This window comes from Roseburia rectibacter (assembly GCF_014287515.2).
Classification (GTDB): domain Bacteria; phylum Bacillota; class Clostridia; order Lachnospirales; family Lachnospiraceae; genus Roseburia; species Roseburia rectibacter.
The window spans coordinates 2,031,630-2,044,627 of record NZ_CP092473.1 but is presented as its reverse complement, the minus strand read 5'-3'; the positions used below and the strand labels follow the sequence as shown (position 1 = coordinate 2,044,627).

Sequence of the window (12,998 nt, the reverse complement as noted above, 5' to 3'; positions counted from 1 at the left end):
ATTTTCTGTTATCTGCTTATTTATTATATTCCAAGGAACTGTTTTACAACCTCTGGCATCTCTTCCACTTCACATACAGTCTTATGGCGAACCTCGGCACTGCGGATTTCCTCGATTGCCTGTGGAATTTTTACATTGCCGATCCTGCTTAATTCATCCACCAGCTCAAACTCAGATAAAGAATCATATTTTGGATCAATCGCATCCATAACGCTTCTGCTGAATTTAAACGGACTTGCTGTTGATGCGATCACGGTCTTGGTATCTGTGTCATTCGTATCTTTTTTATATTTATGATATACAGATGCAGCAACTGCTGTATGTGTATCAATCACATAACCTGTTTTCTCATACAGATCACGGATGGTATCTGCTGTCTCTTTCTCGCTCGCATAATTTCCGTAGAAATCAGCAAGTTTCTCTTTCATTTCCGGTGTGATCTCGTATTTACCGGTTGTATTTAATTCTTTCATCAATGCAGCATTCTTCACAGCATCCTCACCTGCAATACGATAGATCAGACGTTCAAGGTTGCTTGAGATCAGAATATCCATAGATGGAGAACTTGTCAGCATAAATTCGCGGTTCTTATCATAGGTACCGGTAGAGAAGAAATCATAAAGGACTTTATTCTCATTTGAAGCACAGATCAGTTTTGCTACCGGAATGCCCATATTTTTTGCATAAAACGCTGCCAGGATATTTCCAAAATTACCGGTAGGCACTACGATATTAATTTTCTCGTCTTTTGCGATCACACCGTTTGCATATAATTTTGCATATGCATATACATAGTATGCAATCTGTGGTACCAGACGTCCGATATTGATAGAGTTTGCAGATGAAAACTGATATCCTGCAGCGTCCATCTCCTCTGCAAGTTCTGCATCAGAAAACATTTTCTTAACACCGGTCTGTGCCTGGTCAAAATTGCCATGGATACCAACAACAAAAGTATTATCACCTTTCTGTGTTACCATCTGCTTTTCCTGTACCGGGCTGACACCATTCTTTGGATAAAATACAATGATCTTGGTTCCCTTTACATCTGCAAAGCCTGCCAATGCTGCCTTTCCGGTATCACCGGATGTAGCGGTCAGGATCACGATATCATTTTTGACATTATTCTTTCTTGCTGCAGTGATCAGAAGATGTGGCAGAATGGATAATGCCATATCTTTAAAAGCGATCGTCGGACCATGGAACAATTCAAGATAATACGCACCATCTGCGTCCACTAACGGTGCGATCTCTTCTGTATCAAACTTACTGTCATAGGCAGCATTAATACAGTTTTTCAGCTCTTCTTCTGTATAATCTGTCAGAAACAGTCTGAGTACTTCATAGGCAGTCTCCTGATAAGTCATCTTAGAAAGTTCTTCCATGCTTACATCCAAAGACGGGATCTCAGTCGGTACATATAAACCGCCATCATTTGCCAGTCCTTTTAAAATTGCCTGTGATGCTGTCACTTTTTCATTTGCGTCTCTTGTGCTTGCATACATTAATTCCATTTTCTTCGTCCTCTTATCTTTTTATTCATCGTAATTAAGTTTGGGATTTCCAATTCCTTCCAGTATTATATCAATACTTTTTAGTATTATATAGGAAATGATTGCTTCATGTCAATGCTTTAACGTATGAAAATATTATTTTACAAAAATCGCATCATCTTGCAACCTTTCCGGAAACATGATATGCTGATTACATCTCATCAATGCATCATAACAACTTTAACCGCAGAATGGAGATTTTTATGTTAAAAGGAGTTTTTCCTGCTACAAAAATAGATGGAACCATCTACTATCGTTCCAGCATCAATTATTCCGGCAAACACATCAGTCTTGGAAGTTTTTCATCAGAAGATACCGCTCATCTGGCTTATAAGGAAGCATCACAGGCTCTTTCTGACTCAGTCATAACCATTGACAATGTCTACTCATACAAAACAACTCTTCCATATGAAAAAATCATCATTTTGCTTAATTTTCGTGATAATGGACTCTATTTTAAAAATCCGATCTATCTCCGTAAAGGATATTTCAGTTATTTTCTTTCAGAACATGAAGAATTAAAATTTGACATTGACGATCTTTTTTATTATTCCAGTCACAAGATCCAGAAACGGCAGGGACACCTTTTTGTCAGTGATTACGGGATGCAGTATTCCATTCTGTCACGCTATGGGATACGTCCATATGCAGTTGCCGGCAGGGATTATCAGTTTGTCAACGGGGACCCATCGGACTATCGTTATGCTAACATCCTTGTGATTAACCGTTTTCACGGTGTCGCTCGTTATATGGTAAAAGGAATTACCAAATATCGTGCTACGATACATATTAATGGCAACTATATCGTCGGAACCTATTCTAGTGAGGAAAAAGCTGCTATTGCATATAACAAGGCTGCAGACCTCGCAAAAGCCGCCGGAATCCAAAAAGATTTTCCTGAAAATTATATTGATACACTTTCACCAAAAGAATATGCGGAAATTTATACAAAAATAAAGCTGTCTGAACGTTATCTTTCTTATCTAAAAAACTCTGGCACAATATGATCTTTGATGCATAGCCTGACTGAAAATGTCAAGTTGTGCTCGCCTGTTTTCAAAATCGCGTTATTGTATATTTATCTAAAAAGTAGTACAATAAACGCAAATGTTTTGATGAATTACCATTACTACTGAATAACTATACATAAAGGGAGACATATTTATGAGCCAAACCACTTTCAGCGATCTTGAACGAAATAATAAAACCTGTATGTATGCTCATCTGATTGATTCGAGTATCATGACACTGTTTTGTATTTTGCAGGTGCTTTCCGGACTTCAGACCTGGGGTTATATTCTTATCATTATGATTCTCGGTTTTGCACCTGTCATTGCAGAATTTTATTTCTGGAACAAATCACATGAATCAGCCGCAATCAAACATCTCGTTGCGATCGGTTTTGCTGTTTTTTACAGTTTTGCACTTTTTACTGCCACAAACGGTCTGGTTTTTTTATTCGTTATTCCAATGATTTTAATTATTTCCGTTTATAACGATGCAAAATATTCTCTTATGGTCAACGCCGGAACCACGATTGAAAGTCTTATTGTCGTAATTGTAGGTTCTCAGAATGGAGAATTTGGTTATTCCGGACAGGACAATGCTGTGATCCAGGTCGTCATTATGATTATGGTCGGTATTTATTCTTACTATACTTCACAGACTTTAAACCTCAATATGACACAGAAAATCAAACGTGCCGAGGAATCCCAGACACAGTCAGAGAAATTACTGACAAACCTGTCTGAATTATCAGATCATGTTAATCAGGAAATCAACAGTATCCATCAGGAACTTGATAAATTAAGCACCGCAGCCCAGACAACCCAGCATGCCATGCAGGAAGTATCCAGCGGTACAGCAGATGCAACAGAAGCAGTTATGGAACAGGGTGTGCAGACAAAATCCATTCAGGATAAAATTGTGTTTGTCAATGATGTAACACAGCAGATCAGTGAAAATATGCAGCACACGTTAGACATCGTAACAGAAGGAAGTAATTCCATGCACCTTCTTGTCAGCCAGGTAGATACTTCTGTTGAAAACAGCGTGGAAGCTGCCGCAAAGTTAGAAACATTAAATCATTATATGGAAGAAATGCATTCTATCGTAGAACTGATCGGCGGGATTACATCCCAGACCAGCCTTCTCGCACTAAACGCAAGTATTGAAGCGGCAAGAGCCGGAGAAGCAGGAAAAGGGTTCTCTGTTGTTGCCACCGAAATCACAGGAATGGCTTCACAGACAAAGGATGCGACCATAAAGATAACTGAGTTGATCAATAATGTTACTTCTGCTATCAATGAAGTTGTTACTGTGATACAGCAGATGATTGGCGGTATCAATCAGGAAAAAGAAAGTGCGCAAAATACTGCAGACAGCTTCTCTTCCATTCATGAAAATACACTTTCCATTCAAAATGGTATACAGAACCTGACCACAAGCACCTCAGAATTAAAAGATGCAAATCAGGTTATTTCTGATTCCGTCCAGACACTTTCTGCAATATCAGAAGAACTGACTGCACATGCACACGAGACGTTAGAAGCCGAAAGTAAAAACACAGATATACTTGATAATATTGCTTCAAAAATGCAGGAACTCGTAACATTTACCCAAAAACAGTTTTAAATTTATTGAAAAAAATACATCTGACAACCGGAGTATTGTTGTCAGATGTATTTTTTTGATAAATTGCTATTTCCATCTGTCTGCTTTACAAAACTGTCATTTCTATATATTTTCTACTGCATCGCGAAGTTCATCTGCCATACTCTGCACGCAGGATGTCTGTGACGAAATCTCCTCCGATGTTGCAGCAATCGTTGCTACTTTCTCGTTCATTTCATTAATATTCTCAATCAGATCTTTGATCGAATCAATGCTTGCATTAATCTTAGGAATGATCTCTTCTGCTTTCGCATCATTTTCAACGATCAGATTTTTTGTCGAATCAGACAATTCACGTATTTCGCTTGCAACTACTGCAAATCCGCGTCCCGCTTCTCCTGCCCGTGCCGCCTCTATGGAAGCATTCAGTGAAAGAAGATTTGTCTGTCCTGCGATCGAGGAAATATCCTCATTACTTGCCTTATAAATATTAATAAAATCAGATATCGTTGCCAAAGAGCTGTTTAACTGCTGACAGAAATTGGAAATTTCCTGTATATGCTGTGCAAGAGTTGTCGCCTCGTTTGCTGACGTCTCATTGGCAGCACCCAGCTGATCAATATTATCGCTCAAAGATACAAACTGTTCTGTAATGCCGGCAAGTTTCTGATTATGAATCTCTTGTTTTTGCTGTTCCTCCTCCATAAGATTCTGGATCTTTTCTTTTTCATTTTCTGCAACACTCTTAACATAATGTACACAGTTTTCTTTTACATTCACATGATTATAGATTGCCTTTGCCATATTGCGGCAGGATGAATAGCCACAGGACTCACAGTTAATTTTTTGGCTGGCTGCATCCATCTTATTCATGGATGTAAAGATCTCCTGGATTTCATGCTCGGAAGGCTCTTTAATAACAACATTCTTATTTGTATATTTACGCACGAAATCATTGATATCCAGATCTGCAAATGCTTTCATCAGATTTGCGAGGCGTTCATTTTCCGGCACGGAGTCATCCCATGGAGAACCATTCTTTCCTTTTTTCCAAAACAGTCCCTTTTTCGTTTCTGTCCTGTCGGAAGCTCTGTTTCGCATATCACTTAACGTCAGCATAACATCATCCGTATTGCGTTCCGGTTCTGTAGCTGTTCCGTAGATGCATCCTTTCGAACAGTTTAAAATATCGACCATAAATGGCTGTCTCCTGTTTGTTCTGATACGTTCTAAGTACTCATGCAGGTAGCGATAAGCCTCCTCTTCGCCCTCTACCTGTCTTACCACCTGTTCTTTTCCAAGGAAATGTTCTACGTTTTCTCTTAAACCACCCGGCATCGGATAAAGAGCACCCATGCCATATTCCAGTTCGTCCTCATATTCCTTACAGCCCTGATATTTATTTCCAATCGTTTCAAAAAGCTTTTTAAATGTCACATTATATTTTACATAGCCATAGCAATTTGGATCTGTAATCTCTGTCTTCTTTGCGATACAAGGACTGATAAATGCAAGTTCATCATCACATTTTAAATATTTTTTTATGTAAATTGCCATACACATCATCGGACTATGAATCGGCATCATTTTCGGCAGTAATTCCGGAATATATTTTTCCACATAATTGACAACTGCCGGACATGGCTGGGAAATGCCACCCAGAAACTGATGTTCTGTAATATATTTTAAATATCCCCATGTCGTGATATCTGCACCGAAAGAAACACTGTAAATATGATTTACACCTTTTTTCTTCAGATATCCAAGTACCTTTTTATACTCATGCGGATAATTTGCCAAAAATGCAGGAGCTAAAATAACAGAAATCTTTTTTCCTGCTTCTAATGCTGTAAAAAATGATTTTGTGTCATCCTGATATTCTCTGGCATTATGCTCACATGCATCAAAACATGCCCCACATGCAATACATTTTTCAGAGTCAACTGTTACCTTTCCTGCATCTGTTGCAACATTGGCGATCAGCACCGGACAATCTCTTACACATTTGTTGCATCCGGTACAATTATCATTTGCGTAAATAAGTTCCATTTTGTCCACCCACTTTGTATAATTTTCATAAAAAATATATTGTTATAGTGATATTTTATCATATTTTTGTGTTAATAACAATTTTTATCACTTATTTTTTTGAATGTTTATAAAATAATATACAAAAGAACAGACCGCTTTGAGCAGCCTGTTCTTTTGTTCTTCTAATTGTACTTAAATTAAAGAATAATCTTCTTCGGACATTTCTGTGCACAGATACCACATCCGACACATTTTTCCTGATCAATATATGCTACATTGTCAATGACATGTACGGCATCCTTCGGACAGTTCTTCTCACAGAGATGACATCCGATACATCCAACGGAACATGCCTTCATTACATTCTTGCCGACATCCTTAGAACTACACTGAACAATATGTTTTGCTGAGTAAGGAACAAGCTCGATTAAGTGTTTCGGGCAGGCAGCTACACATTTACCACAAGCCTTACATGCCTCTTTGTCAACTAATGCAATGCCGTCTACGATATGGATCGCATCAAATGGACATGCTTTCACACAGGAACCATATCCCAAGCAGCCATAGTTACATGCTTTGGGTCCACCGTTTGGAACAAATGCCATAGATGCACAGTCCTCATTACCGGTGTACTCATAGTCTTTCTGTGTCTTATCACAGGTACCTGCACATTTTACGAAGGCAACTTTTTTCTCACCCTCGCCAGCATCTACACCCATGATCGCACCGATCTTTGCCGCAACCGGTGCACCACCGACCGGACACTGATTTACCGGTGCTTCACCTTTTGCGATCGCTGCAGCAAGTCCGGAACATCCGGCATAACCACAGCCACCACAGTTATTTCCTGGAAGTTCGCCTAAGATGGCAACTTCCTTCTCATCAACTTCTACTTTGAATTTTTCTCCGGAAATACCAAGGAAAAATCCAATCAAGATACCTACGCCGCCCACAACAAGGGCTGCAACTAATATTGCTGTAACGTTCATCTTATTTTTCCTCCTAAATCATTCCTGAGAATCCCATAAACGCGATAGACATCAAAGCTGCTGTGATCAGAACGATCGCAGTACCCTGAAATGGTTTTGGAATATCATTGTATTCAATTTTTTCACGCAGACCTGCCATCAGAACGATCGCGATCAGGAATCCGAATGCAGTTGCAAAACCATTTACAACACTCTCTAAGATTCCATATTCTTTTGTAACGTTTGTTAATGCAACACCTAATACGGCACAGTTTGTAGTGATAAGAGGAAGGTATACACCTAAACTCTGATACAATGCCGGCATTGATTTCTTTAAGAACATCTCAACAAACTGTACTAATGCTGCGATAACAAGAATAAATACGATCGTCTGTAAATAAGTAAGATCGATCCCCTTGCTCATCAGATAGCTGTTTGCAAGAATAAATTTATAGATCAGTGCTGTTACAAACGAGGAAATCGTGATAACGAACACAACTGCACCGCCCATTCCGGCTGCTGTCTCTGTTTTCTTGGAAACTCCTAAGAACGGACAGATACCAAGGAACTGACTTAATACAACGTTATTTACAATCGCAGAACCGATTGCAATCAAAAGTAATTCTTTCATCTGTACCTATCCTCCTACTCTTCTTTTCCGGCAGCATCTGCTTTTACAGTTGCTTTACCGCTGCAGTGTGCAGCCTGGCTGCAGCCGGAGCAGTCGCCGCTCAAGCATCCTGCAGGCTCTGCTAACGGTTTTCCTTTTGCTTCCATCTTCGCTCTTACAATGTTCATAATAGCAACCAGACAGGACAATACTAAGAATGCACCAGGAGCCATAACGAAAATTGTGATCGGTGTAAACCATTTTAAGGATAAGATCTGGAATCCGAAGATCTGACCTGCTCCTAAAAGTTCACGGATCAAACCGATGCAGGTAAGACCAAATGTAAATCCAAGTCCCATACCAATACCATCAAACATAGACGGGATTACCGGGTTCTTAGAAGCATAGCTTTCTGCACGTCCAAGGATGATACAGTTTACTACGATAAGAGGAATATATACACCTAAAGACTCGGAAAGGCTTGGTGTATATGCCTGCATGATAAACTGAACCATGGTAACAAGTGATGCAACGATTACGATGAATGCCGGCATACGGACACCATCCGGGATCACTTTACGGAATGCTGAAATCAGCATATTGGATAAAATAAGTACCACTGTTGTGGAAAGTCCCATACCAAGTCCGTTGACTGCTGAGGAAGTAACCGCCAATGTCGGACACATACCAAGCATCAGAACGAAGGTAGGATTCTCCTTGATAATACCGTTATATAAACGTTCTACATTTTTGTTCATTAATTTGTACCTCCCGCTAAAACATTCTGGAAGTATGTCAGGCAGGCATTTACACCGTTAGCCATAGCTTTTGATGTAATGGTAGAACCTGAAATTGCTTCGATCTCGTTGTCGGCTGACGGAGCTGACTTAACAACGGTAAAGGAATCTACTTTTTTGTTTTCAAACTGACCGTAGAAATCTTCTTCCTGCGCCTTCATACCAAGACCAGGTGTCTCAGAAATAGATGTGATGGAATAACCATTTACAGTTCCATCATTCTGGATACCTACGGAGAATGTGATAGATCCCTGGCTTCCGTCCTTTGCGGTTACCGTAAATACATAACCAAGTGTATTTTCGGATGCATCCTGTGCTGCAACTACTGTCTCGATCTCATCGGAATATCCGTTTTCATCTAACAGAGCCTGTGCTGCGTCTGCATCAAAATCTGCATAATCTGTAAAATGATCTGCATCTGTAAATACCTGTTTGTAGGCATTCTGTGTTTTTTCTTCATTTACCTTGTCAATTGAAGGTTTTGTAACACCGTACACAACTCCAAGTAAAAGTCCAAGTACGATTGTAAAAGCAAATAAAATTAATGCGTCATGAACGATCTTCTTATTCATCTTATTTGCCTCCTTCCTGCTTTTTGGCTTCTTTTACCATGCCAAATGCTCTCGGAACTGTATATTTCTCGATCATCGGAACTAAGATATTGCTTAAGATGATTGCAAAAGAAACACCCTCTGCATTTGCACCAAAGCAGCGGAACAGTCCGGTAAAGATACCACAGCAGATACCAAAGATGATCTGTCCCATTGGCGTGATCGGTGAAGTAACATAATCAGTAGCCATAAAAAATGCACCAAGCATGAGACCACCACCGCAGAGCTGTGCTGTAATATAAGTCCAGTCAGCACCATGTCCGCTGAAAAGAAGCATGAAAACAACAAATGTTATAATATAGCTTGCCGGGATTCTAAGATCGATCACTCCCATTAAAATCAGGAAGATCGCACCGATCAGAATAGCGATTGCAGAAGTCTCACCGATTGTTCCGGCAGTACGTCCGATCAGCATATCCATGGTATTTACTGCATCCCCGTTTCTCATTGCCGCAAGCGGTGTTGCTCCAGTATAAGAATCAATCGTAAAGTTTGTCATGTTTGCTGCAAATGCGATCAGAAGGAAACATCTTGCACCCAGTGCAGGGTTCATGAAGTTCTGTCCGAGGCCGCCGAACATACATTTTACAACAATAATTGCAAACACACCGCCAAGAACTGCTTCCCACCATGGAAGTGTAGCCGGGAGGTTCAATGCTAAAAGTAATCCTGTCACAACAGCACTCAGATCATTGATCGTCTGTTTTTTATGTACGATCTTGTTAAAGATCCACTCTGATGCAACACAGGATGCGATTGTTACTAAAATTAAAATCAGTGCTCTGTATCCAAAGTTATAGATACCAAATAAAGTTGTCGGAAGCAATGCAATAATTACATAAAGCATGATTCTTTCCGTTGTATCTTTGGAACGCACATGTGGTGATGATGAAACATGATATAAATCACTCACAGGAATCCACCTCTTTCTTCAGTTTTAAAATTTTATTTAATATTGTGAAAACACATTTTCCGAAAATCTCTGCGAATCATGCTTTCATTATTTCTTGTTGCGTTTTGCAGCAAGAACCTGTTTCTTCATGGTCTTAATAGACTGTGCAAGCTGTCTCTTCGCCGGGCATGCAAAACTGCAGCTGCCGCACTCCACACACTCTAATCCATGCCATTTTTCAAATTCTTCGGAAAGTCCCTTATCTGAGAACTTTGCAAGTCTTGACGGGATCAACTGCTCCGGGCATGCCTCCACACAACGTCCGCAGTTGATACATGCTGTCTGTAATTTCTCTGCTGCTGCAACCTCATCCTGTGACATACATAACAGGGAAGATGATGTCTTTGTAGTTGGAACGTCTAATCCAAACATTGCAAATCCCATCATCGGGCCACCGGAAATGATCTTTTCAGGCTGTACTTTAAATCCACCAGCCGCATCAACGAGTTCCTGATAACTCGTACCGATGTTATATAAAAAGTTGCCAGGATGCTCGATCGCATCACCAGTGATCGTAGAGATACGGTTTGTTACCGGTTTGCCAAGTTTGACAGCATTGTAAATTGCAATGATCGTCTCAACATTGTCTACGATACAGCCAGCATCTGCCGGAAGCATTTTAGAATTGATAGAACGTCCTGTTACCGCATAAATCAGCTGACGCTCACCACCCTGCGGATACTTTGTCTCTAACGGACAAACCTCGATACGCGGCTCATCTTTTACAAGTTCCTGCAGTTTTTCGATACAATCCGGTTTGTTATTCTCAATACCGAATACACCTTTTGCTTTGTCAAAAATCTGAAGGATGATCTTCATACCACCGATCAGTTCTTCCGGATTTTCTAGCATTCTCCGATAATCTGCCGTCAGATACGGTTCACACTCTGCACAGTTTGCAATAATGTACTCAATTTTCTCCGGTTCTTTCGGTGATAATTTTACATGAGTCGGGAAACCTGCACCACCCATGCCGACAACACCGGCTTCTTTTACTTTATCAATGATCTCTTCTTTTGATAAAGCAGTTACATCTTCACACGGTGTATAAGAAACCTCTTCGAACGCTCCGTCGTTTTCGATCACGATGGAATTGACCATATCGCCAACTGCCACACGACGCGGTTCAATAGCTTTTACAGTACCGGAAGCAGATGCATAAATTGGAGACGATACAAAACCGCCCGCTTCTGCGATTTTCTGTCCCTTTAATACTCTGTCGCCTTTCGCCACTATCGGACTTGCAGGTGCTCCGATATGCTGTGATAACGGATACACCAGGTCGCCCTTGGGTAAAACTTCCACAATTGGCGCATCCTTTGCTAATTCCTTGCCTTCGTAAGGATGGACGCCGCCTTTAAATGTCTTTAAACCCATTTTTCGTGCCCCACTTTCTCTTAATTGTATTCTATTCTATGATATAGCTCATAGAACATTTATCCTATAGATTATACCACAAAATGATACATATTACATCTGTTCCTTGTATTTTTTTTAGTACCTTTTGACAAAATTTTCACAATTATTGAGATAATTCCACCAATTAAGAGTAATTCCATTTTCCTTATATATATGATAAAATTGCAGTAATCCAATGAATTTACCTGCCATAAATGGCAGTACATATAGGGAATACACATGCGCAGAAAAAGCGCAGGAATGGAGACTTTTATGAAACACTGGCACGAAGAAATGCCTTTTACATTAAACGATTCGCTGACAGAACAGATATTTACAGAAAAATCTCTTTTTTTTGATATAGAGACAACCGGATTTTCAGCTGCCCGCACATCACTCTATCTGATCGGATGTGCTGCGCGGAAGAAAAATCTGCTGATTGTCGATCAGTTTTTTGCAGAAACTCCAGCAGATGAATCAGATGTGCTGCATGCATTTTTAGATTATCTGAAAAATTTTGATACGATCATCACATTTAACGGAATCGGTTTTGATATTCCGTACCTGACAAACAAATGCCAGAAATACAAAATTTCCGCACCATTTTCTTCCTATGAATATGTTGATATTTATAAAATGATCTCCGGCTTCCGTTTTCTTTTTGCCCTGCCTGATCTCAAGCAGAAAACAGTGGAACAATTCATCGGTTTAAACCGCCAAGATATGTATAACGGCGGCGAACTGATCAAAGTATATCAAGAATATCAGAAAAATCCCGATGAGAAACTTATCTCTCTTTTAAAACAGCACAATTATGAGGATGTTATCGATATGCCAAAACTTCTCTCTGTCCTGTCCTACGTAAAACTGTTTGACGGGGCATTTACCGTAACATCCATCAATGCAAATGAATATGTCTCTTATGACGGCAGACCATGCAGGGAGCTTCTCTTTTCTCTGCAAAACGATTTTTCGGTTCCTAAACGTGTTTCCTGTCATTATGAGGATTTCCATCTAGTGGTCGATACAGACCAGACAACACTCTGTGTCCGCTTATATACCGGAGAACTAAAATATTTTCTTTCTGATTATAAAAACTACTGGTATCTGCCCGAGGAGGATCTCGCTATCCCTTCAAGCCTTGCTGCATCGATTCCAAAAGAACGCAGGAAAAAGGCTACCGCAGGAACCTGTTATGAAAAAAGGAATGCCATTTTTCTTCCCCAGTATCAGGAAATCGTAAAACCGGCATTCCGGCATATGTTTAAAGATAAGAAAAGCTACTTTGAACTTACAGAAGATTTTGCTGTTTCCAAAGAAATGCAAAGAGAATATTGTCTGCATGTACTGCAGTTTATCTGCAATAAAAAAATGTAGTCTTTACAAAAACCAATAAAAATCTTATCAAAAAACAGGAAGTCTGAAATATGACTTCCTGTTTTTCATCTCAGAGACTCTGATGTCT

The 12,998-nt window shown here is 39.8% G+C and carries 11 protein-coding genes; 3 read left to right on the top strand and 8 right to left on the bottom strand.

The features are described 5' to 3' along the window. Window positions 1–23: 23 nt before the first annotated feature. Window positions 24–1,514, bottom strand: a complete 1,491-nt coding sequence (gene thrC / locus H8S51_RS09715) for a threonine synthase (RefSeq protein WP_117920901.1) — start codon at window positions 1,512–1,514, stop codon at window positions 24–26. A gap of 242 nt (window positions 1,515–1,756) precedes the next feature. On the opposite strand from thrC, the gene H8S51_RS09710 reads away from it, so the two are divergent. Together H8S51_RS09710 and H8S51_RS09705 are read left to right on the top strand one after the other, a co-directional pair. Then, window positions 1,757–2,560, top strand: a complete 804-nt coding sequence (locus tag H8S51_RS09710; protein ID WP_117920902.1) for a hypothetical protein — start codon at window positions 1,757–1,759, stop codon at window positions 2,558–2,560. A gap of 157 nt (window positions 2,561–2,717) precedes the next feature. After that, window positions 2,718–4,187: a methyl-accepting chemotaxis protein gene (locus H8S51_RS09705; protein ID WP_186898817.1), complete on the top strand. Its 1,470-nt coding sequence runs from the start codon at window positions 2,718–2,720 to the stop codon at window positions 4,185–4,187. 102 nt (window positions 4,188–4,289) lie between these two features. Here the strand turns inward: H8S51_RS09705 and H8S51_RS09700 are convergent, their stop codons facing one another. The 7 genes from H8S51_RS09700 to rsxC all read right to left on the bottom strand — a co-directional run bounded on the left by H8S51_RS09700 (window position 4,290) and on the right by rsxC (window position 11,512). Then, window positions 4,290–6,215 carry a [Fe-Fe] hydrogenase large subunit C-terminal domain-containing protein gene (locus H8S51_RS09700; protein WP_186898818.1) on the bottom strand — a complete coding sequence of 642 codons (1,926 nt, stop codon included), beginning with the start codon at window positions 6,213–6,215 and terminating at the stop codon, window positions 4,290–4,292. Between the two features lie 179 nt (window positions 6,216–6,394). Further along, window positions 6,395–7,186: an RnfABCDGE type electron transport complex subunit B gene (locus H8S51_RS09695; RefSeq protein WP_117920905.1), complete on the bottom strand. Its 792-nt coding sequence runs from the start codon at window positions 7,184–7,186 to the stop codon at window positions 6,395–6,397. A 13-nt stretch (window positions 7,187–7,199) separates the two neighbouring features. Further along, entirely contained in the window at window positions 7,200–7,796 is a 597-nt protein-coding gene (locus H8S51_RS09690; protein WP_006858034.1) for an electron transport complex protein RnfA, read from the bottom strand. Window positions 7,797–7,810: 14 nt separating this feature from the next. Then, window positions 7,811–8,533, bottom strand: coding sequence for an electron transport complex subunit RsxE (rsxE, locus tag H8S51_RS09685; RefSeq protein ID WP_117920906.1), 723 nt, complete (start codon window positions 8,531–8,533; stop codon window positions 7,811–7,813). Further along, a complete protein-coding gene (locus H8S51_RS09680; protein WP_006858036.1) occupies window positions 8,533–9,144 on the bottom strand; it encodes an RnfABCDGE type electron transport complex subunit G in 612 nt (203 codons plus the stop codon). Before H8S51_RS09680 ends, rsxE begins: the two co-directional genes overlap by 1 nt. Window position 9,145: 1 nt before the next feature. Beyond that, the gene (locus H8S51_RS09675) at window positions 9,146–10,096 is read right to left on the bottom strand and encodes an RnfABCDGE type electron transport complex subunit D (protein WP_117920907.1); all 951 of its coding nucleotides are present in this window, start codon (window positions 10,094–10,096) and stop codon (window positions 9,146–9,148) included. Window positions 10,097–10,183: 87 nt separating this feature from the next. Further along, window positions 10,184–11,512: an electron transport complex subunit RsxC gene (rsxC, locus tag H8S51_RS09670; protein WP_118208889.1), complete on the bottom strand. Its 1,329-nt coding sequence runs from the start codon at window positions 11,510–11,512 to the stop codon at window positions 10,184–10,186. A 294-nt stretch (window positions 11,513–11,806) separates the two neighbouring features. On the opposite strand from rsxC, the gene H8S51_RS09665 reads away from it, so the two are divergent. Then, on the top strand, window positions 11,807–12,910 hold the full coding sequence (locus tag H8S51_RS09665) for a ribonuclease H-like domain-containing protein (RefSeq protein WP_186898819.1): 1,104 nt from the start codon (window positions 11,807–11,809) through the stop codon (window positions 12,908–12,910). Window positions 12,911–12,998: the final 88 nt, after the last annotated feature.

Excerpts from the sequence above, each read along its gene's own strand:
- H8S51_RS09700 (WP_186898818.1), bottom strand. The coding sequence starts at position 6,215 with ATGGAACTTATTTACGCAAATGATAATTGTACCGGATGCAACAAATGT.
- H8S51_RS09695 (WP_117920905.1), bottom strand. The coding sequence starts at position 7,186 with ATGAACGTTACAGCAATATTAGTTGCAGCCCTTGTTGTGGGCGGCGTA.
- H8S51_RS09680 (WP_006858036.1), bottom strand. The coding sequence starts at position 9,144 with ATGAATAAGAAGATCGTTCATGACGCATTAATTTTATTTGCTTTTACA.
- thrC (WP_117920901.1), bottom strand. The coding sequence starts at position 1,514 with ATGGAATTAATGTATGCAAGCACAAGAGACGCAAATGAAAAAGTGACA.
- rsxE (WP_117920906.1), bottom strand. The coding sequence starts at position 8,533 with ATGAACAAAAATGTAGAACGTTTATATAACGGTATTATCAAGGAGAAT.
- H8S51_RS09705 (WP_186898817.1), top strand. The coding sequence starts at position 2,718 with ATGAGCCAAACCACTTTCAGCGATCTTGAACGAAATAATAAAACCTGT.
- H8S51_RS09690 (WP_006858034.1), bottom strand. The coding sequence starts at position 7,796 with ATGAAAGAATTACTTTTGATTGCAATCGGTTCTGCGATTGTAAATAAC.
- H8S51_RS09665 (WP_186898819.1), top strand. The coding sequence starts at position 11,807 with ATGAAACACTGGCACGAAGAAATGCCTTTTACATTAAACGATTCGCTG.
- rsxC (WP_118208889.1), bottom strand. The coding sequence starts at position 11,512 with ATGGGTTTAAAGACATTTAAAGGCGGCGTCCATCCTTACGAAGGCAAG.
- H8S51_RS09710 (WP_117920902.1), top strand. The coding sequence starts at position 1,757 with ATGTTAAAAGGAGTTTTTCCTGCTACAAAAATAGATGGAACCATCTAC.